Annotated in this window: 18 protein-coding genes; 8 read left to right on the top strand and 10 right to left on the bottom strand. The window is 57.4% G+C overall.

Features of this window, described 5'->3' with window-relative positions:
* Nucleotides 1-49 precede the first annotated feature (49 nt).
* A complete protein-coding gene (lysA, locus tag ABO_RS11940) occupies nt 50-1,291 on the bottom strand; it encodes a diaminopimelate decarboxylase (protein WP_011589602.1) in 1,242 nt (413 codons plus the stop codon).
* A gap of 2 nt (nt 1,292-1,293) precedes the next feature.
* Nucleotides 1,294-1,476, bottom strand: a complete 183-nt coding sequence (lptM, locus tag ABO_RS11935) for an LPS translocon maturation chaperone LptM (protein ID WP_011589601.1) — start codon at nt 1,474-1,476, stop codon at nt 1,294-1,296.
* 246 nt (nt 1,477-1,722) lie between these two features.
* On the opposite strand from lptM, the gene rnk reads away from it, so the two are divergent.
* Nucleotides 1,723-2,124, top strand: coding sequence for a nucleoside diphosphate kinase regulator (gene rnk, locus ABO_RS11930; RefSeq protein ID WP_011589600.1), 402 nt, complete (start codon nt 1,723-1,725; stop codon nt 2,122-2,124).
* A 68-nt stretch (nt 2,125-2,192) separates the two neighbouring features.
* Here the strand turns inward: rnk and argH are convergent, their stop codons facing one another.
* Complete coding sequence (gene argH, locus ABO_RS11925) at nt 2,193-3,587, bottom strand: argininosuccinate lyase (RefSeq protein WP_011589599.1); 1,395 nt, start codon at nt 3,585-3,587, stop codon at nt 2,193-2,195.
* Nucleotides 3,588-3,723: 136 nt separating this feature from the next.
* Here argH and ABO_RS11920 point away from each other — a divergent pair, with 136 nt between their 5' ends.
* The 6 genes from ABO_RS11920 (at nt 3,724) to ABO_RS11895 (ending at nt 9,907) form a co-directional block, all read left to right on the top strand.
* Nucleotides 3,724-4,752 carry a sensor histidine kinase gene (locus tag ABO_RS11920; RefSeq protein WP_035461774.1) on the top strand — a complete coding sequence of 343 codons (1,029 nt, stop codon included), beginning with the start codon at nt 3,724-3,726 and terminating at the stop codon, nt 4,750-4,752.
* A gap of 13 nt (nt 4,753-4,765) precedes the next feature.
* Entirely contained in the window at nt 4,766-5,506 is a 741-nt protein-coding gene (locus tag ABO_RS11915; RefSeq protein WP_011589597.1) for a LytR/AlgR family response regulator transcription factor, read from the top strand.
* Nucleotides 5,507-5,869: 363 nt separating this feature from the next.
* Nucleotides 5,870-6,802 (top strand): hydroxymethylbilane synthase, encoded by a 933-nt coding sequence (gene hemC / locus ABO_RS11910; RefSeq protein ID WP_011589596.1) that lies wholly within the window; start codon nt 5,870-5,872, stop codon nt 6,800-6,802.
* A complete protein-coding gene (locus ABO_RS11905) occupies nt 6,799-7,530 on the top strand; it encodes a uroporphyrinogen-III synthase (protein WP_011589595.1) in 732 nt (243 codons plus the stop codon). Before hemC ends, ABO_RS11905 begins: the two co-directional genes overlap by 4 nt.
* A gap of 182 nt (nt 7,531-7,712) precedes the next feature.
* On the top strand, nt 7,713-8,678 hold the full coding sequence (locus ABO_RS11900) for a uroporphyrinogen-III C-methyltransferase (RefSeq protein ID WP_011589594.1): 966 nt from the start codon (nt 7,713-7,715) through the stop codon (nt 8,676-8,678).
* Nucleotides 8,675-9,907, top strand: a complete 1,233-nt coding sequence (locus tag ABO_RS11895; protein WP_011589593.1) for a heme biosynthesis HemY N-terminal domain-containing protein — start codon at nt 8,675-8,677, stop codon at nt 9,905-9,907. Before ABO_RS11900 ends, ABO_RS11895 begins: the two co-directional genes overlap by 4 nt.
* 113 nt (nt 9,908-10,020) lie before the next feature.
* Here the strand turns inward: ABO_RS11895 and ABO_RS11890 are convergent, their stop codons facing one another.
* The 7 genes from ABO_RS11890 to ilvD all read right to left on the bottom strand — a co-directional run bounded on the left by ABO_RS11890 (nt 10,021) and on the right by ilvD (nt 18,573).
* Entirely contained in the window at nt 10,021-10,530 is a 510-nt protein-coding gene (locus tag ABO_RS11890) for a PqiC family protein (protein ID WP_011589592.1), read from the bottom strand.
* Nucleotides 10,527-12,140, bottom strand: a complete 1,614-nt coding sequence (pqiB, locus tag ABO_RS11885; protein ID WP_011589591.1) for an intermembrane transport protein PqiB — start codon at nt 12,138-12,140, stop codon at nt 10,527-10,529. Before pqiB ends, ABO_RS11890 begins: the two co-directional genes overlap by 4 nt.
* Nucleotides 12,137-13,426: a paraquat-inducible protein A gene (locus tag ABO_RS11880; protein WP_011589590.1), complete on the bottom strand. Its 1,290-nt coding sequence runs from the start codon at nt 13,424-13,426 to the stop codon at nt 12,137-12,139. The genes pqiB and ABO_RS11880 overlap by 4 nt, the downstream gene beginning before the upstream one ends.
* Before the next feature lie 124 nt (nt 13,427-13,550).
* On the bottom strand, nt 13,551-14,627 hold the full coding sequence (locus tag ABO_RS11875; RefSeq protein ID WP_232501270.1) for a 2Fe-2S iron-sulfur cluster-binding protein: 1,077 nt from the start codon (nt 14,625-14,627) through the stop codon (nt 13,551-13,553).
* 10 nt (nt 14,628-14,637) lie between these two features.
* Nucleotides 14,638-15,024, bottom strand: a complete 387-nt coding sequence (locus ABO_RS11870; protein WP_035461786.1) for an MAPEG family protein — start codon at nt 15,022-15,024, stop codon at nt 14,638-14,640.
* Between the two features lie 222 nt (nt 15,025-15,246).
* Nucleotides 15,247-16,563, bottom strand: coding sequence for a 2-hydroxychromene-2-carboxylate isomerase (locus ABO_RS11865; RefSeq protein WP_011589587.1), 1,317 nt, complete (start codon nt 16,561-16,563; stop codon nt 15,247-15,249).
* Nucleotides 16,564-16,725: 162 nt separating this feature from the next.
* Nucleotides 16,726-18,573 (bottom strand): dihydroxy-acid dehydratase, encoded by a 1,848-nt coding sequence (gene ilvD / locus ABO_RS11860; protein WP_035461788.1) that lies wholly within the window; start codon nt 18,571-18,573, stop codon nt 16,726-16,728.
* Between the two features lie 245 nt (nt 18,574-18,818).
* On the opposite strand from ilvD, the gene ABO_RS14470 reads away from it, so the two are divergent.
* On the top strand, nt 18,819-18,986 hold the full coding sequence (locus ABO_RS14470) for a hypothetical protein (RefSeq protein WP_156478826.1): 168 nt from the start codon (nt 18,819-18,821) through the stop codon (nt 18,984-18,986).
* The last annotated feature ends 235 nt before the right edge of the window (nt 18,987-19,221 follow it).

Genomic DNA, 19,221 nt, shown 5'->3' with positions numbered 1-19,221 from the left:
CCGCCTTTTCTTTTAAACCCTTTGCGCATGAAACGTGCTGCGTTTACTGCTATGGCAGTAACGATTCCAGTTTCAATTGCTCGTCATAGGTTTCCCTTTGCCGCACGACAAAGGCCTGGTCGCCATCCACCATGACTTCGGCGGGGCGGTTGCGGCTGTTGTAGTTGCTGGCCATGGCGAAGCCGTAGGCGCCGGCACTGCGCACGGCCAGCAGGTCGCCGGTCTCCAGTGCCAGGGCCCGGTCCTTGCCCAGGAAGTCGCCGGTTTCGCACACTGGCCCGACAATATCCCAGTTGCGGCAGTCCGCCTCGTGGGGTTTTACCGGCACAATGTTCTGCCAGGCGGAGTAGAGGCTGGGGCGAATCAGATCGTTCATGGCGCCGTCGACGATGGCGAAATTTTTGTGCTCGGTGGGCTTCAGAAACAGCACTTGAGTAACAAAAATTCCGGCATTGGCAGCAATGGAGCGCCCTGGTTCGATGTGCACGGGAAGCTCGCCGGGAATGTGCTTGAGCAAGGCCTGCACATAGTCCGAGCGATCCGGGGGCGTTTCGTCGTCGTAGGTCACGCCTAGGCCGCCACCCAAATCCAAATGATGAATCTCGATGCCGTGCTCTTGCAGTTGGGCCAGCAGTTTCAATACCCGCTCCAAGGCCGCTTCGAATGGATCGAGTTTGGTGAGCTGGCTGCCGATATGGCAATCGATGCCCAGTATCTTGATGTGCGGTAACTCAGCGGCTCGTTGATACAAGGCGGGGGCTTTAGTGATGTCCACGCCGAACTTGTTGTCTTTCAAACCGGTGGAAATATAGGGGTGGGTCTGGGCGTCCACATCCGGGTTCACGCGGATGGCGATCGGCGCCTCCCGGTCCAGCTCGCCGGCCACCAGGTTCAGCAATTCCAGTTCCGCGGCGGATTCCACGTTGAAACAGTGGATGTTGGCTTTCAGGGCGGCGGCCATTTCGTTGGCGGTTTTGCCGACTCCGGAGAAAACAATTTTGTCTGGGTCGCCGCCGGCACGCAGCACGCGTTCCAGTTCGCCACCGGAAACAATGTCGAAACCCGCGCCGACCCGGGCTAGTACATTCAGCACGGCCAGATTGGAGTTGGCTTTTACCGCATAGCACACCTGATGAGGATGATCACCGAACGCTTCGTCGAACGCCAAGTAGTGACGTTCCAACGCCGCCCGGGAATACAGATAGAGCGGCGTGCCGAAGCGGTCCGCCAGTTGCTCTACCGGCAGCTCTTCGGCAAACAATTCTCCGTCGCGGTACTGAAAATGATCCATGATTAGTCCTGTGCTGACGCGTCAGCGTCCTCTTTGTCTTGTGTGTCGTCACTGTCTGCGTTGGTTTGCGACGGCTCGGCGTTGCTGGCCGGCGTTGACGCGTTGCGCTGTTGGTCAAAATACAGCGGACCTTTTTGGCCGCAACCGGCCAACAGCAGGAACAGTAACAGGCTGAATGTGCGCATGGGGGTCTCCGTTTGCTGGGGAGAAGTATAACGGTTAGCGACTCTAGAGGTAATGCAGGGGGGTGTCCGATAACGCCGCTTGAGAAAAAACAGATCAGGTCTACTATCGGTTCATAGTCTGCGTAATGTGGACCCATTTCTGTTGATCTTTTCGCCCCTTCCGCATGAGTGTCCAATCTGTGCCTGAATGATTTCGGCATTACGGACCCGTGCTCGTGTGGGGCGTTTTACGTTAAGGAGAAAATCATGGCGCTTCCCGTCATTACCGTGTCTCGTCTGGATGTTGCCCGTTTGGAGGCGCTGCTGTCCGATGTGGATGGCGAAGTGGCTGATGGCCTAGAGGAGGAGTTGTTGCGCGCCACGGTGGTTGAGCCAAAGGATATGCCAGCGGATGTGGTCACCATGAATTCGCGGATTCGTTGCCGGGAGCAGGGCCGTGGCCGGGAAATGTGCCTGACGCTGGTATATCCGCACGATACTGGGCCGCAGCGGGTGTCGATCCTGGCGCCGGTGGGTGCAGCGTTGTTGGGGTTGTCGGTGGGCCAAAGCATTGATTGGCCGGCGCCCAACGGCAAGGTTTTGAAGCTGGAGATTCTTGCGGTGGAGTATCAGCCAGAAGCCAATGGTGAGGACCTGGGCGGCGAATAACTCGGCCCTAGCCACCAGCTCAACAGCAAGGCGGAAAGACTGAAGCTCCCGCCTTGCTGTTGCCCGGCTTAGGTGTTGTCCAGCGCCTCGCGGGCACGGGCCACAGCGGCGCGGACCTGGTCGGGGGCGGTGCCGCCGATGTGGTTACGGGCGCTCACGGAGCCTTCCAGAGTCAATACTTCGAACACGTTGTCTTCGATTTGGTCGCTGAATTGCTTCAGTTCCGACAAGGACATGTCGCCCAAATCCTTCTTTTTCTCTACGCCATAAGCCACCGCCTTGCCGACGATCTCGTGGGAGTCGCGGAAGGCGATGCCTTTGCGTACCAAGTAATCCGCCAGATCGGTGGCCGTGGCGAAACCGCGACGGGCCGCTTCGCGCATCACTTCACGGTTGGGTTCCAACGCAGGGATCATGTCACCGAAGGCGCGCAGGCTGCCTTTGAGAGTATCCACGGCATCGTACAGCGGCTCTTTGTCTTCCTGGTTGTCCTTGTTGTAGGCCAGCGGCTGGCTCTTCATCAGGGTTAGCAGGCTGATCAGGTGGCCATTAACGCGGCCGGTCTTGCCTCGCACTAGTTCAGGCACGTCCGGGTTTTTCTTCTGCGGCATGATGGAGCTGCCGGTGCAGAAGCGGTCGGGCAGGTTGATAAAGTTGAACTGGGCGCTGGTCCACAGCACAAGCTCTTCGCTGATCCGTGACAAGTGAGTCATGGTCAGTGCCGCCATCGCGCAGAATTCAATGGCGAAATCCCGGTCGCTCACTGCATCCAGGGAGTTTTCGCAGACGCCGTCAAAACCGAGAAGCTCGCAGGTGCGCTCCCGGTTAATCGGGTAGGTGGTGCCGGCCAAGGCGGCGGCCCCCAGCGGCATACGGTTAACCCGCTTCTTGCAGTCCAGCAGACGTTCCCGGTCGCGTTTGAGCATTTCGAACCACGCTAGCAGGTGATGCCCGAAGGTCACCGGCTGGGCTGTCTGCAGGTGGGTGAAGCCAGGCATGATGGTGGCGGCTTCGCGCTCGGCCAGGTTAAGCAGGCCTTGCATGAGGTGCAGGAACTGTTCTTCCAGAATCAGCAATTCGTCACGTAGCCACAGGCGAATGTCGGTGGCCACTTGGTCGTTACGCGAACGACCGGTGTGCAGCTTCTTGCCGGTGATGCCGATCTTGTCGGTGAGCCGGGCTTCGATGTTCATGTGCACATCTTCCAGTGCTACGGACCACTGGAACTCGCCGTTTTCGATTTCCAGCTGGATTTCACGCAGGCCCACAATAATGGCGTCGCGCTCTTCATCGGTGAGCACGCCCACTTCCGCAAGCATGGTTGCATGAGCCTGAGAGCCGTAGATGTCCTGACGGTACATGCGCCGGTCGAAGTTCACACTGGCAGTGAATTCTTGCACGAACTGGTCGGTGGACTCGCTGAAGCGGCCGCCCCAGAGTTTGTTCTGCTGCTTGTCAGTCATCGTACTTGCTCAACGCTTGGTTTGCGGGGGCGCAAGTATAGCAGGGGGAGAGTATTTCTTGGGAGTGGCGGTTCATTCAGGTATAACATATTCATAATTAGGCCTTTTTCCGTATTAAAGGAGTGCGCAGGTGGCAATGGATGTCCCGGCGAATAACAGTTTTCTGCCTGACTTGTGCAGTACCCGTGCCGTGTTGGTGGTGGTGGTGGTGGCCGAGTTAATGGCGTTGGTGGTGACGTTGGTGGCCACTTACTACGACGATTTTAGCGTTGGGCGGCTGGCGGTTACCTCCTTGTTTGTGCAATGGGTGGGGCTGAGTTCTGCCGCGCTGATCTGTCAGCTGCGAGGCAGGCTTAACCGCTTGCCGCCTGCCTGGACCTCCACTGTGGTGGTGTTGCTGGTGGTTATCGATACCTTGCTGTTCAGTTTCTTAGCTCGGCTGGTGATGGGCTGGGCCAGTGGAGAAGGGCTGGATATAGGGTTGTGGTCGACTGAAACCTTGGTTAACGGCTTAATCGCAGCGATTATCGCGGGTTTGGTTATGCGCTATTTCTATGTGCAGGAGCAGTTGCGTCAGAAGGACCAGGCGGAATTGCAGGCGCGCATCCAAGCGCTGCAATCACGGATTCGCCCGCACTTTTTGTTTAACTCCATGAATATTATTGCCAGCCTTATCGCGGTGGACCCGGATGCGGCAGAGCAGGTAGTGGAAGATCTATCGGTACTGTTCCGAGCAAGCCTTAAAAACAGTGGTAACGAGGCTTCTTTGGAAGAAGAATTTGAGTTGTGTCGGCGTTATATCCACATCGAGCAGCTGCGGATGGGGGAGCGTTTGCAGGTGGAATGGGACATTCAGGTGGATGCAAAATCCTTGAAGATTCCGTTATTAACCTTGCAACCTTTGCTTGAAAATGCCATTTATCATGGCATACAGCCATTATCTGCGGGGGGCATGGTGACGATCCGTGCCCTCGCTCACAATGGTAATCTGGTGCTGTCGGTGAGCAATCCCAAGCCGGAAGGCGATGGGCATCACAAAGGCAATCGCATGGCATTGGAAAATATACGTCATCGGCTGGAAGCTCTATACGGTGATCATGTGGCGGTGGAATCCCGCCCGCAAAAAAAAGAATATGAGATCGAAATCCAATATCCGCTGCAATAAAAGGATGAGACTTATGCGGGTACTTGTCTGCGACGACGAGCAACTGGCTCGCGACCGGCTGAAACGACTGGTCGACAAGATCGAAAACGCCGAGGTGGTGGCTGAGGCGGGCAATGGCCGTGAAGCCATTATTGAGGCTCAGTCCTGTAAACCGGATGTGGTGTTAATGGATATCCGCATGCCGGAAATGGATGGAATGGAAGCGGCGGAGCATCTGAGCAAGATGGATAACCCGCCGGCACTGATTTTCTGTACGGCCTATGACGAGCATGCCCTGCAAGCGTTCCGTGTGCATGCGGTGGATTACCTGCTCAAGCCCGTTAATGCCGCGGATTTGACTGCCGCGCTTAACAAGGCGAAAACGCTCAATAGGATTCAGCTGGCAGAAATTAGTGGCGAAGTGAGTGAGGACAAGCCGCGTCGTCGAGGCCATATCAGCGCTCGCACCCATCGGGGGCTGGAGCTGGTGCCGGTGAACTGCGTGCGTTATTTCCTGGCAGATCAGAAATACGTGACGGTGTGCTTTAGCGAAGGCGAAGTGCTGATTGATGAAACCCTCAAAGAATTGGAAGCCGAATTCGGTGATCAGTTCGTACGTATTCACCGCAATGCACTAGTGGCTCTGAACTTTATTGAAGGTATGGAAATGGCCACCGCAGGCCACCATCAGGTTCGCCTGCGCGGGGTGGATGAGCGATTGACTGTGAGCCGGCGCCATGTGGCTGGGTTGCGCCGAGTGTTGCAGAATCTTTAACGGGCTTTAATGACGGAGCCAACAGGCTTCCGCTCCGTTGGTTGCTGGTTTTCTGTATGGCAATGTGAACGCGCGCATGAGTGTCCCCGTAATGGAGGGGGCGCTGAGTCGATTATTAATCCCAGGATTTCTTTTAGAGTTGGCGGAGTCTGCCGTTGCCGTCTATGGCAACAGGTAGCCGCTAAGCTGTAAGTGACGGCGTGGTTTTAAACTTTGTTTTTGCAGGCATGGGGTCGAGCCTAGGGAGGGCTTGGCGCCGCGCATTTAAATGGCATCCGCTTTTCTATGCCGCTGTGGCTTGAGGCTTGAAGCTTGTTAAACTGATAGACTGTCGATCTAAATTCACAACCCTTAGAGTGCCCCATGTCCCGCGAAATCTTGCGTATCGCTACCCGTTCCAGCCCGTTGGCTATTTGGCAGGCCGAGTATGTTCAGCAGCGCCTGGAAAGCCTGCATGAGGGATTGCGCGTGGAGCTGGTGCGGATTAAGACTCAGGGCGACAAGATTCTCGATACCCCGCTGGCAAAGATTGGTGGCAAAGGATTATTCGTCAAAGAGCTGGAAGAGGCGATGATGGATGGGCGCGCGGATATTGCCGTGCATTCCATGAAAGATGTGCCAATGGAATTGCCACCGGGTTTTGCGTTGCCAGTGATTTGTGAGCGTGAAGATCCCCGGGATGCCTTTGTCTCCAACACGTTCGACGGCCTATCTTCGCTGCCCCATGGTGCCTGCGTGGGGACCTCCAGCCTGCGTCGCCAGGCTCAGGTAAAAGCCAATCGCCCGGATTTGGTCGTCAACAGTCTCCGCGGTAATGTGCAGACCCGGCTGGGCAAGCTGGATGCGGGTAACTTCGATGCCATTATCCTTGCCGCCGCGGGCCTTAAGCGCCTGGAAATGCACGATCGCATTCGTTACGAAATGCCTCCGGAAGAATCGCTCCCCGCAGTGGGGCAAGGCGCCGTGGGTATCGAGTGTCGTGAGGGTGATGAGAGCACCATTGAGTTGCTGTCACCGCTGAGTGACGTGGATACTTGGGATCGGGTGGTGGCCGAACGGGCCATGAACCGGCGCCTCGAAGGGGGGTGTCAGGTGCCGATCGCGGGTTTTGCTCTGCTTGAAGATGGCCAGTTGTGGCTACGTGGCTTGGTGGCAGAAGAAGATGGTAGCCGGGTATTGCGCGCAGAAGGAACCGCTCCCCGCGGCCAAGGCGCGGAACTGGGTATCGATATTGCTGAGCAGTTATTGGCCCAGGGCGCGGATGAAATTTTGAAGGCCTTGTACGCTCGCCAATGAACGATCAAGGCCGACAGCAACGGGTTGTCGTCACCCGCCCTGAAGGTCAGCAGCAGCGGCTGATGGGCCTGTTGGTTGAGGCAGGGTATCAGCCGCTTCACCAGCCGGCACTGGTTATCGAACCGATAACGGTGGATGACACCATGCAGCGTACCCTGATGGAGCTGGATGGTTATCATGCGGTGTTTTTCGCCAGTGTAAATGCTGCCCGCCTGGCCCTGTCGGCCATGGCTGACCTGTGGCCCCAGTGGCCCGTTGGGGTGCACTGGCTAGCGGTGGGTCGTGCTACTGCAGCAGAGCTGGAAAGCTGGCACTTGCCTGCCACCGTGCCGCAGCAAGGGTTTAATACCGAAGCGGTGCTGGCGTTGCCTTGCCTGCAGCAGCTGGTTGAAAAACAGATTCTGATTTGCCGGGGTGACAGCGGCCGGGAACTGTTGGCGCAAACGCTGCAGTCCCGAGGGGCGAGAGTGGATGCGTTGGCTTTTTATCGCCGAAAGGCCGCAAGCCCAGTTCTAATCCCGGCAGAGACCGACTGGGTTATGATTACCAGCGTACAGGGGTGGCAAGCAATCGGCGGCTCGGTGCCGCCGTGCTGTGGCGTGGTGGCTGCGGGGGAGCGAGTGGCTGACGTGGTGCGCGCTGAGCATTCCGGGGATGTGTCTGTAGCCGCTAGCGCCCACGATGAAGACATGTTGTCTGCCCTTGTTGCGGTCGCCACGAAAGATTAAGAAGAAGATATAAACATTTACCAAAAGGTAAAATAGTGTGCAGGCCTTTTTTTCCTTGCCGGTAACGGTAATGATTGGACAGCAATGGGCGGTCACTTTAAGGTTTTTGCAATGAGATCGGGTATCGCCGCTGCGCAATTGAGTGTTGCGCTGGCCTCGCTTACGACAACAACGGAGCTGATATGACGCAGGATCGTCCTTTTTTCCGCCAAACCGGGGTAAGCCTTCTGGCTGTGCTGCTTGTATTGGTGGTGCTGGTTGCACTTGGCGCTGCTGGCTGGTGGGGGTGGCAGGAGTTTACCCGGCTGAAGAACGAAAAGAGCGGCCTTGCTGATCAGGTGGCGACAGTGAAAAGTGAGCTGACCAGTCAGCATCGCCAAGTACAGGCCGCATTATCTGACTTAGAAAAACGGCAGGCCAAGCTAGCTGCGCAGATGACCAACGACCGCGCAGCCTTGACCGATATAAAAAGCGGTGGGCAGCGACTGTGGTTGATCAATGAGGCCCGGGCACTGGCGAGTCTGGCCAGCCAGAGACTGTTGCTTACCCAAGATACGTTGGCAGCACGCCGTTTGTTAAAGGCCGCAGATGAGGTCTTGGCTCGCCTAGGTGATCCAGCCGTGTTGCCGGCCCGCAAAGCACTGGCCATGGATATGGAAATTCTCAGTGGCGCCAGCCAGGTGGATGTGCAGGGCATGGTGTTGCGTTTGGGCGCGTTGCGAGAGCTGGTAGTCGAACTGGCTGTACCGGCAGAAGCATTGCCATCGGAACGTGACCAGCCGGGAGTGGATCAGGGTTGGTGGCAGAGTGTGATCGACCGGATGCCGATAACCGTGCGCCGCCATGACAGTGCGGTACCTCTGCCATTGTCGGGGGAGCAGGCCGCACTGGTGCGTCTGACTTTGGATGGCAGCCTGCAGCAGGCGCAGCTTGCACTGATGCAGGGGCGTGCTGACGCCTACCGTCAGGCGGTTGAAAGTGCCGAGTCGACACTCAAGCAATGGTTCCGTGGTGACGATCCCCGTGCCGCACAAATGCAGACCACCCTGAAGGAAATGAGCGGCGCCCAAGTGGCCCAAGCGTTGCCGCAGATCGGTAATGGCTTGGCGGCAATTGAAGCTCTCAAGCGCAAGGAGGGCGAGGCATGAAGAAACTCGTCCTGCTGATTATTATTGCGTTGGTCGCCGCGTTGGCGCTGGGGCGTTGGATGGCAGCGGATTCCGGTTATGTGCTGATTATCCGCGACACCATGTCAGTGGATACCACGCTGGGCTTCGTGGTTCTAATGGCCTTGCTGGGTGCGGTGGCACTGGTGGTGCTGACTTTGCTGGGTAATACGGCCTGGAACCTTATGGAGCCAGTCCGCGCTACCCGTCGCTGGAAAAGAAAGGTGGCTGAACGCCGCTTGCGCAGTGGTTTTCTGCAGTTGGTGGATGGCGAGCTCGAAAAAGCTGAGCGCTTGCTGGCGGCGGCCGGTGAAGAAGGCGACTGGCCATTGGTTGCCTGGTTGTTAGCGGCGGAAGCGGCCCAAGAGCAGGACAAGGTAGATGTTTCGCAGCAGTACCTTGAGCAGGCTAGCGCCGACCGCCGAGGAAGGCTGGTGGCGGGCCTGATGAAAGCCCGCTTTGCACTGGATGATGGTCATCCGGAACAGGCCCGTAGTGAATTGAAGGTGCTGGCGGACATGGCGCCGCGCAACAAACGCATTCTCAATACCTACGCCGAAGTGTTGGAACGCCAGAAAGACTGGCAAACACTGTGCGGCCTGATGCCACGTTTGAAACGCGCCTTTGGTGAAAACGATCAAGCCCGCCGTGAGCGCAAAGCGTGGTTGGCCTGGTTGCAAGAAACCGCCCGTAAACCGGGGTTTAACGATGCCGATAGCCGCCGCGAAGAGCTGCGCAAACTGTGGAAAGACGTGCCGGTTCGTCTGAAAAACGACCCGGCCATGGTGGCCCGTTACGCGGGTTTTTTGGCCCAGCTGGGTGGTGGCCGTGGTGCCCTGAATTTGGTCCGCGAGCAACTGGATAGCCAATGGGATGATCGCTTGCCGCCGGTGCTGGAAGCCATCGACGATATTTCCCCCGATGACCTGTTGCAGGTGCTAGAAAAGTGGCTGGTAGAACGACCCGGCAATGCGGCGGTTTTGATCACCGCTGGCCGTGTTGCGTTGAAGGCGCGCCTGTGGGGTAAGGCTCAAGGTTTCTTTGAGGCTGCGGCGAACTCTAGTCAGAGTGCCACGGCATTGGCTGAGTTAGCGCGGTTGTACCGGGCACTGGGGGATACCAGCAAGGCCATGTCTGTCTTCGACCGACGTTTGGCTCAGCTTGAAGGGGATCTTCCAGCCCTGCCGCAGCCTGATAAAAGCGTGCAGTAGTGTTCTGATGTCGTTTTGTCGGGTTACGCCGCTACGCAGCTAACACGACCTACAAAAACCGCAGCACCTTGTAGGTCGTATTAGGCGAAGGCCGTAATCCGACAAGCCCCCCTTCAATGAATGGTGGTGGCAATCTCTGCCGCCACGGCCTGCCAGCCCCGATCCAACGTTCTTATCAGGTTGGCATAGCCCCCGTTCTCCAGGGCGGCTTCCCATTGAATGCGGCCCTTTGCTACTTCTCCGTTGTCTCCTGCCAGAGTCCATCGCCCGCTAATAACTGCGGCATCCCTGTCTTCGCCTTGCAGTCCTTGAAAACGAGTCAGTTCCACGGTGAGAGTTTGCTCATGACCGGTGGTCATGTGGGCTTCCAGAGCGCGGTGTAACTGCGTGGCCAAGGGCTCGGCCCAGCGATGGTGGCGGGCCACCTGTATTTCGCTGTCGCTGAGTTGCATCACAATTCCACCCCGGTTCAGGTAGTTAGCCAGCGCCACCTTAATGGTTAGTGGTGAATGCGCGGATAGCGTGGCAGAAGGCAACACATAGCCCGGCGGCGATGGTTGTGGGGCGTGGCTGCAGCTCCACAGTGTGCAGAGAATAGCGGCGATGGCGAGCAGACGGATCATTGTGCGCCTCGGGGTTGGGGGTCGGTGGTTGGGTGGCGCTGGAAGATCAGCGCATTGGGCTGTTCATTCAAGGTGTCGAGCAGGGGCTCGGCGCTGTCGAGCAAGCGGTTCAGTTTCTGCAGCGTCCCTTGCAACTCCTGGTAGCCATCGCCGCCGGATTGCCAGCCTTGTAGAGTCGCGTCCAGTGCATCCAGGTTGCTGGAAATTTGTTGGGGCAACGTGTTGAGCGCAGGGTCATTCAGCAAGGATTCAATGCGCCCAGTTACGCCGGACAAGTGTTTAAGATTGTTATTGAGGTTGTCTGCCATATTCTTCATGGGCAGTTCATTCAGCGTTTTTAGCAACGCATGGAGCTGGTCTTCTAACTTACTCAAGCCGCCGCCGGCAACGGATGGCATGACTGGCACGGAGTTATAGGTTGCAGAGGTATCCGTAGTGGGGGCGTTTTGGTGGAACGCTAGGTCCACAAATAAAGAGCCCGTCAGCAGGTTGCCGGCTTTGAGGCTGGCGCGAAGGCCATTGTTAACCATATGGCTGATTTCTTCTTTCCAGGTAGTTAACGCGATGTTGGATTGTTGATTGACCCGTTGCGGTTCCAGGCGGATTAGCACTGGGATCGGGCTGTCGGTCATGGCGTTGGGGCCTTGCTCGGCAAAAGCCCAGGGGACCTGTTCCACGGTGCCAACGCGGATGCCACGGTATTCCACGGGGGCGCCTGCTTTGAGCCCGCGCACACTGCGTTCAACCAGCAATACGTAGTCTAAGGTCTGGGTATAAAGTGCTCTTCGGGCGCTCTCCTGGCTGTTATGCAATTCGAACTGGTGGCCATCTTCCACCGGTGCACCGGTGGCCATGCTGGAATCGGGCACAGAAAAAGAAATGCCTCCACCAAGCAGCGCTTCTAGCGAGCTGAGCTGGGCTTGAAAGCCCCTGGCATCCAGCTGGAAGCCGATGCCAGAGACTTTCCAGAAACGGCTGCTCTCGCTGACCAATACATCGTAGGGCTTTTCGATAAAGAGACGGTGGCGGAATAGTTTGGCTTGGCGATCAAATTGGGTTTCGACCACGCGGCCTACTTTCAGGCTGCGGAAGCTGACCGGGTCGCCGTTGTTGATGTTGGTGCCTGGCTCGCTGACCAGTTTCAGGAATAGGCCGTCGCCCGTTTTCTCCGGCGGCGGGCTGTTTTTTACGGTAAAGGTTTTGGTTTTTTTGCCGTTACTGCCGGGCAGTAATTCGATATAGGCCCCGGACAGCACGGTACTTAAGCCGCTGATGCCCTCACGCCCTACCCGGGGTTTTACTACCCAGAACTGGGCGTCACTAAAGAGCATGCGGTCGGTGTCGGCCTGCATCTGCACGCTGAGCAGAGTATGGCTCAGGTCTTCTGAGAGGCTGACACTTTCTACTACGCCTATTTGAACATTACGCATCTTTATCGCCGTTTTGCCGGCATTAATGCCTTCTGCATCTTCCAGCTTCAACGTAATAATCGGCCCCTGGCTGGAAAGGTAGCTGAACACCAGCCATAGCCCAATGAATGCGGCCATCAGAGGAATCAGCCAGACCGCAGATAGCCGGCGGCGTGACGTGGGCGTGTCAGGTTGGTTCAAGGTTGATGCTCCGGTTCAAGAGTGGGGGGCAGCTGTTGTTGCTGATCCCAGATCAGCCGAGGGTCGAACTGGTGGGCGGCAAGCATGGTGAAAATGACCACGGCGGAGAAGGCGACCCCTCCCATGCCAGGCATCACGGTAAGAATATTGCCCATCTGAAACAGGGCGACAATGATGGCCACCACAAAGACATCAATCATCGACCAGCGCCCAATCCACTCGGTGAGGCGATACAGTTTCATCTGGCTGTTCATATCCAATGCTTGTTGTTGTCGGGAGGCAACACATAACCAGCTCAGAGCGAGGATCTTGCCGAAGGGCACTAGCACGCTGGCAGTGAAAATAATCACTGCGATGGGCCAGTCACCATGCCGAATAAACAGCATCACCCCGGCGATGATGGTGGACGGCTCGGTCTTTCCCAGGCTGGTGGTGATCATGATGGGAAACAGGTGCGCGGGAATACAGCATAAGATAGCGGTGATCAGTAGGGCCCAAACCCGTTGCAGGCTAAAAGGATGCCGTTCATGCAAAGGGCTGTGGCAATGATGGCAATGATGGGATTGCCCTAGGGGCTGAAGCTGTCCGCACCATTCGCAGCCAATCAGCCCCAAAGCCTGGGCGGTTTTACCCGCGCGGGCCTGCGGCGGTTGTTGCAGGTCGCCGAGTAACCGCTGCCATAAGCCGATGGTATTCATGCGAGTAACGGTAATCAGCAGGATCAGGGCGAAGCCGGAAAAGGTCCAGAAGGCGGAGAGTAACTGGATATGGGCCATGGCGATGATTTTAATCAGGCTTACCAAGGCGGCGATGGCAAAAACATCGGCCATCATCCAGGGCTGCATGCGCGGCAGCCAACGAGCCAGGAACAGGCTGCCGGGCAGCGGCCTGGGGCTAGCCAGGCTCATATGAATCCAGCAGACCGAGAGCAGGTACAAGGCCGGGATTACTACGATGGTAGCCAGAACAATGACCGCAAGCGCAGGGTGGTGATAAACGGCCAGCTCCTGTGCTGCGTCCGTGATGGAAATAGCTCTTTCAATGCCGCTCTTTTCAAAGCCCAAGTAGGGGAAAAGAAGTGACAGGGTGAGTAACAATAAAGCCGTGAATGCCAGTGCGGGGGTGAGTTGATCATCTTGCGCCGGGCGCATCAGCGGGTGCTGGCAGCGAGGGCAGTATCGCCATTGGCCGTCGTGGCGAATCGTCACCTCGCAAATCAGATCGCATTCGTGGCAGGGCAACAATAAAGCCTGATCACCATGAGCCGAGGAGGGGGAGTCCGCCATCGTATTGTTTCCCTAAAATGGAGCAACAAACCGCAAGGTACAAGCTACAACGCGAGCCCGGTTGTTGCCAGCCCGGGAAGCGTGGGCCTAATGCGTGATGCCGTTTGTAGCTTGAGCTCTGCTGCTAGTCTCGTGGCGCGTAATCAAAAACGTCGCAATGAATATTCCCGGCGGGAACGCCTTCGGCGACCAGTGCGTCGAACACGGCCCAGCCCATGGGTGGCGAGCCACCCAGAAAGAATAACGGCAGGTCGGGTTCTCCGAGCGCTTCCAATGCGGCTTCGTGCACCAGCCCTTCGGCATGGTCCGGGTGGCGTATGTCGGACAAGGAGGTAACGAAGTCAAAATCGGCTAGGGCTTCCTGCCATTGGGCGGGCAAATGCGGCAGATACAGGTCTGCATCGGTGCGGGCACCCCAGAACAGCCGTACCGGCAAAGAGAAATTCAGCGCGATCAGACGCTCGATCATGGCTTTCACTGGCGCAAAGCCGGTGGAGCCGCAAATAAACCACACCGGATGTTCCGGGGCGCTGTCGATAAAGCGCAGGCCGGCGGGCAGGGTGGTGCTGACGGTGTGCTCGGATTGCAGGCTGGCCATGATGTCTTGGGTGGCGCTGTTGTCATCCCCGTGGCGAATGTGCAGTTCGATATTGCGCCCATGGCAATGGTTAGCAATAGAAAAGGGGTAGCTCTCACCGTGCAGATTCAGCATTAGGTACTGGCCCGCATGCCACTGGATTTTCTTGCCTGCTGGCAGGCGCAGCCAGACACGACTCACGTCGTGGTTGAGGGCGTCGATTTGCTGAATTTGGCAATGGATCTGGTGGACCGGCAATTCGCCGGGCGCAGTTACCTCGGGCACATCAATCTCACAATCGCTGAGTGGCTGGGCAACGCAGTATAGCACCCCGGAGGGGTCGTCTTCGCCTGCGTGAATAGTGCGTTTTTTTTGCTGCACTTGCCCATGGCGGAGTTGGCCCATGCAGCGCTCGCACACGCCATTACGGCAGGCGACGGGAAAGCCGAAGCCCGCCTGCTGCCCGGCCTCGACAATGCTCTGGTCTGCGCGGCAGGGGAAGGCGCCCTTGCCGTTGACGGTAATGGTGAAGGTCTGGGTCATGGGTGAGGGAATGGATATTGGAGAGTTCGATAGTCTTGACGCTACCCCCAGCGCAGGCTGGAGGCAGCGTTCGTTATCCATTGCTTTTCTCTTAGCCGCCAACGCCAACAAACAGCGCAACGATACAACCCATGCCGAAGGCCCAAACCAAGGTGCGCGCACTGGCCCAGTCTGCCACGTAGCAAAGCGTGAACAGGATGCGGCTGACGACAAAGGCCAGCGCGATGCCATCAATGGTGCCCTGCGGTGATGTGGCCGCCAGGTGGGCAATGATTACCGCAGCGGCAAAAGCCGGGGTGACTTCAAAGCCGTTTTGTTGGGCCCAGTGCGCGCGCTTGCGGCTGCCCTGTAATGTTTCTAGAAATTCGCGGGGGTTATGGTTCTGTTTGGGGCCGAAACCACCTTGAAACTTGGCCAGTGAAGTGGACAGGTAAGGCAAAACGATGGCGGCAAGCACACACCAATAGGCAAGGGTCATAATGATATCTCCAAGGTTTTTTAATGTAATTTTTAATGTAATTAAGGGGCTATGCTTACATGACGATTGCAGTGCAAAGCAAGCGACAAGGCTTAAGCTGGAACCGGAACAAGGCCCTGGCTGCATTTTGTGCTGAGCCGGCAAACCCTTCACTCTTGAGTTCGCCGGCACCGCGTTCAGGTGATAAGCATGCGCTCTTACTAAAGCAGAGAGCAGCTTAGCTCAGTTTCTGTCATCGGCCTGTGAGGCTAGCAGGCTGTGCTCAATGATCGCAAAACGATCTTGCCCCCATACCATGTCATCTTGAGTCATAAAGCTGGGCACGCCCCAGCTACCCGCTTCCATCATGGCGTTGCGGTTGTCCTCGGCGAGGTCGCGCCAGCTATCGTCATCCAGCCAGCGGCGGGCACGGTTCCAGTCTAGGCCTGCGTTTTCCACCAGAAATTTCAGCCCATTATCGCTGGCGGCATTAATGCCCTGGCTCCAGATGCCTACGGCGGCGGCGCGCAGCCATTCGCGCAAGCGCCCTTCTTTCTCGGCGAAGGGCCAAATGGCCATGCAGCGTTCCACCCCAGCACCCACCGGGTCGCAGACCTTGCCAAAGGGCACGCCGTGTAAGCGAGCTTCGCGGGCGGCATCTTTGAGAATATAGAAACGCTTGGCTTTGGGGACGGTGAGCCCACGCATCACCATGGGCAACACCGGGCGAATTTTCAGCGCCAACCCGTAATGATCGGCCAGTGCATAGGTCCGCGAGAGGGCGAGATAGGAATAAGGGCTGCGGAAAGAAAAGTACAGCGTTAGCGGGGCGCCTTTCAGGCTTTCCGGGGTATCTTTCAAGCGTGCCCGCTTGGCGCGGCCGTAGGGCAGCGGCCAGTCTGCACTGCCCAGTCCCAGCGCGTTAAGGCGGTGGCCAAGGTGGTCCAGCCGTTCCACGCTCCAATACCATTCACCGGCGTAATGTAGGGTGCCGGTGAGGTAGTGGCCGTCGTTAAGAAACTGGTCGCGGCGCGCTTCCAGAGAGAGCTGTGCTCGATCGGCCGCTTGCTGGCCATATTCACTGAGCAGGGCTTCCAGTGTGTCGTGGTCGTTACGCCACAGGGCATCGGCCAGTGCGGCGGCCAGGCTCCAAAAACGCTCGTCGCCCTCATGTTTGAGTAGGCAGCGAGTTGCTGCCAGGCTGACTTCTCGGGCAGGCAATCGCCAGTCTTTAGGGAAATCCAGGCCGTGCAGCTCGGCCAGCTGAACCGCATCGCGAGGGGCAAGCTCTGCGAGCATGTCTGCGGCTGGGTACATCTGCTGGTCTAAATACAGCATTACTCGAGGGGTAACGGTAATGCCGAAGTGCTGAGAAAAGCGTGGAAGTACCTGGGCCATTAGCACGGAATAGGGGTCATCAATGCGGAAATAGAAGGTGGCCTGGTGCGGTTGGCGTTTCAGTTTTCGGCGCCACTCCAGCAGACGACGGCGCCATTGCTGTAGCCCTTCGCTGGTAATCAGGCGGGCAAAGTGGGGCATCAGCTTGTGTTTGATGCTCATGGGCTAGGCTGCTCCTTTTAGCCGAGAGGGCGTCGAGACTCCGCTAGGCTACACTTCTACAGCAGGCCCTCAAAGAGGGATGTAACCCGTTTGTCTTATTGTGTAGGGCCGTGACGAAGAGGCCTAAAAAAGGCGACCTGATGGTCGCCTTGATGATTTAGCTTATTCGCCGATTTGGCTCAAGTCACGCACTGCGCCGCGGTCTGCACTGGTGGTGAGTGCGGCGTAGGCTTTCAGGGCGGTGGAAACACGGCGTGGGCGAATTTCCTTGGGCTTGTAGGCCAGCTTGCCTCGGTTTTCCATGTGAGTGCGGCGGTGCGCCAGCTCTTCATCGCTGATATCCAGATGGATGGTGCGGTTGGGAATATCGATATTGATAGTGTCGCCTTCATTCACCAGGGCAATGGCGCCGCCCTCTGCGGCTTCCGGGGACGCGTGGCCAATGGACAGGCCGGAGGTGCCGCCGGAGAAACGGCCATCGGTGAGCAGCGCACATTCCTTGCCCAGCCCTTTGGATTTCAAGTAGCTGGTGGGGTAGAGCATTTCCTGCATGCCCGGGCCGCCTTTGGGGCCTTCGTAGCGAATTACCACCACATCGCCGGCAACGATCTGATCACCGAGGATGGCGCGAACCGCTGAATCCTGGGATTCGAATACTCGGGCGCGGCCGGTGAAGGTGAGAATGGAATCATCCACCCCGGCGGTTTTCACGATGCAACCGCGCTCGGCGATGTTGCCGTACAACACGGCTAGGCCGCCGTCCTTACTGTAGGCATTTTCGTAATTGCGGATACAGCCGTTTTCGCGGTCGTCATCCAGGCTTTCCCAGCGCGTTTCCTGGCTAAAGGCCGTCTGGGTGGGGATGCCTGCCGGGCCGGCGGTGAACATCTTTTTCACGCCTTCATCCTGGGTGCGCATGATGTCGTAATGCTCCAGGGCTTCGGCCACAGAGGCCGAGTGCACCATGGGAATGTCGCGGTTGAGCAGGCCAGCCCGGTCCAGTTCGCCGAGAATGCCCATCACACCACCGGCACGGTGCACATCTTCCATATGGTATTTCTGGGTGGCGGGGGCCACTTTCGACAAGCACGGCACCTTACGGCTTAGGCGGTCGATGTCTTCCATGGTGAAGTCCACTTCGCCTTCCAGTGCTGCGGCTAGCAAGTGCAGCACGGTGTTAGTGGAGCCGCCCATGGCGATGTCCAAGCTCATGGCGTTTTCGAACGCTTTCACTGAAGCGATATTGCGCGGCAGCAAGGCCTCTTCGTCCTGCTCGTAGTAGCGTCGGGTAACGTCCACGATGCGCCGGCCCGCTTCCAGGAACAGTTCGCGGCGGTCCGCGTGGGTAGCCAGCAGTGAGCCGTTACCGGGCAACGACAGGCCCAGTGCCTCGGTTAGGCAGTTCATGGAATTGGCGGTGAACATGCCGGAGCACGAGCCGCAGGTGGGGCAGGCGGAACGCTCCACTTCGTTCAGGGTTTCTTCGTCCACGCTGTCATCGGCGGCCATCACCATGGCGTCTACCAGGTCCAGCTTGCCCTCGGCCAGCTTGGTTTTGCCCGCTTCCATGGGGCCACCGGACACGAAGATCACCGGAATATTCAGGCGCATGGATGCCATCAGCATGCCAGGAGTGATCTTGTCGCAGTTAGAGATGCAGACAAGGGCGTCGGCGCAGTGGGCGTTAACCATGTACTCCACGGAATCCGCAATGATGTCGCGGCTGGGCAAAGAATAGAGCATGCCGTCGTGGCCCATGGCGATGCCGTCATCCACCGCAATGGTATTGAATTCCTTGGCGATGCCGCCGGCCTTCTCGACTTCACCGGCCACCAGCTGGCCCATGTCCTTCAGGTGCACATGCCCCGGTACGAACTGGGTAAAGGAGTTGGCGATGGCAATAATCGGTTTACCGAAGTCCCCGTCCTTCATGCCCGTGGCGCGCCACAGGGCACGGGCGCCAGCCATATTGCGGCCATGGGTGGTGGTGCGGGAGCGATACTGCGGCATGGGAACCTCGTTAATGGTCAATAGCGGGACATAGGGACGGCATTGTAACCCACAGACCCACACTGTTGGAGCCTTGCTCGCACGGCGAAAGGGCTCAGGCGCTCCGGTAATGCAGAAGCTAACCTGCATAGAACCAGAGCTGCCCTTCACTCGCACGCCAGTTGGAAATGTAGGATATGGCTTACATATTTTTATAAATTGCTGAGATAGAGTGAATTTTTCCGTTAAGCACGAAGAGCTGAGAAATGGGGTTTTCTCCTTCGTTATACAAAGTTAATAACGGCGATATGAAGCCGGCACGGTCATTGGATTTTCGAGCCGTATTCCTAATACCGGTTAAGTTCCACGAGGACTGGGGGATTCGCGGTTTGCCGGGTGACGAGCTGGCGCTGGGATATACCGTTGAGGTGTGAAAGTTTAACAAGTAGCCCCACCGGGTTGTGTGGTTCCCCGGCTTTAGTGGACACCTTCTCTTAACCAGAGGAAGAAAATACCCCGATACAAGAATCCCAGAAAGGACTGTATCTCCGGGTTCGTTCAGTCTGGTAACGATAGTGATTAGTGCGCAGCTAAGCACGGAACTGATCAAGAAGCCTTACGGGCTTAGCAGGAATGGAAACTGGAATATCTGTGGTTTTATTGCTCATA

Origin of the sequence: Alcanivorax borkumensis SK2 (assembly GCF_000009365.1) — a bacterium.
Lineage (GTDB): Bacteria > Pseudomonadota > Gammaproteobacteria > Pseudomonadales > Alcanivoracaceae > Alcanivorax > Alcanivorax borkumensis.
This window is presented reverse-complemented; position numbering and strand designations above follow the sequence as displayed.

What these genes read in the sequence shown, in the direction of transcription:
- ABO_RS11870 (WP_035461786.1), bottom strand. Translation starts at nt 15,024, where the DNA reads ATGACCCTTGCCTATTGGTGTGTGCTTGCCGCCATCGTTTTGCCTTAC.
- lptM (WP_011589601.1), bottom strand. Translation starts at nt 1,476, where the DNA reads ATGCGCACATTCAGCCTGTTACTGTTCCTGCTGTTGGCCGGTTGCGGC.
- ABO_RS11890 (WP_011589592.1), bottom strand. Translation starts at nt 10,530, where the DNA reads ATGATCCGTCTGCTCGCCATCGCCGCTATTCTCTGCACACTGTGGAGC.
- ABO_RS11905 (WP_011589595.1), top strand. Translation starts at nt 6,799, where the DNA reads ATGAACGATCAAGGCCGACAGCAACGGGTTGTCGTCACCCGCCCTGAA.
- ABO_RS11900 (WP_011589594.1), top strand. Translation starts at nt 7,713, where the DNA reads ATGACGCAGGATCGTCCTTTTTTCCGCCAAACCGGGGTAAGCCTTCTG.
- ABO_RS11915 (WP_011589597.1), top strand. Translation starts at nt 4,766, where the DNA reads ATGCGGGTACTTGTCTGCGACGACGAGCAACTGGCTCGCGACCGGCTG.
- ilvD (WP_035461788.1), bottom strand. Translation starts at nt 18,573, where the DNA reads ATGCCGCAGTATCGCTCCCGCACCACCACCCATGGCCGCAATATGGCT.
- ABO_RS11865 (WP_011589587.1), bottom strand. Translation starts at nt 16,563, where the DNA reads ATGAGCATCAAACACAAGCTGATGCCCCACTTTGCCCGCCTGATTACC.
- argH (WP_011589599.1), bottom strand. Translation starts at nt 3,587, where the DNA reads ATGACTGACAAGCAGCAGAACAAACTCTGGGGCGGCCGCTTCAGCGAG.
- ABO_RS11920 (WP_035461774.1), top strand. Translation starts at nt 3,724, where the DNA reads ATGGATGTCCCGGCGAATAACAGTTTTCTGCCTGACTTGTGCAGTACC.
- ABO_RS14470 (WP_156478826.1), top strand. Translation starts at nt 18,819, where the DNA reads ATGGGGTTTTCTCCTTCGTTATACAAAGTTAATAACGGCGATATGAAG.
- ABO_RS11895 (WP_011589593.1), top strand. Translation starts at nt 8,675, where the DNA reads ATGAAGAAACTCGTCCTGCTGATTATTATTGCGTTGGTCGCCGCGTTG.
- rnk (WP_011589600.1), top strand. Translation starts at nt 1,723, where the DNA reads ATGGCGCTTCCCGTCATTACCGTGTCTCGTCTGGATGTTGCCCGTTTG.
- hemC (WP_011589596.1), top strand. Translation starts at nt 5,870, where the DNA reads ATGTCCCGCGAAATCTTGCGTATCGCTACCCGTTCCAGCCCGTTGGCT.
- ABO_RS11875 (WP_232501270.1), bottom strand. Translation starts at nt 14,627, where the DNA reads ATGGATAACGAACGCTGCCTCCAGCCTGCGCTGGGGGTAGCGTCAAGA.
- ABO_RS11880 (WP_011589590.1), bottom strand. Translation starts at nt 13,426, where the DNA reads ATGGCGGACTCCCCCTCCTCGGCTCATGGTGATCAGGCTTTATTGTTG.
- lysA (WP_011589602.1), bottom strand. Translation starts at nt 1,291, where the DNA reads ATGGATCATTTTCAGTACCGCGACGGAGAATTGTTTGCCGAAGAGCTG.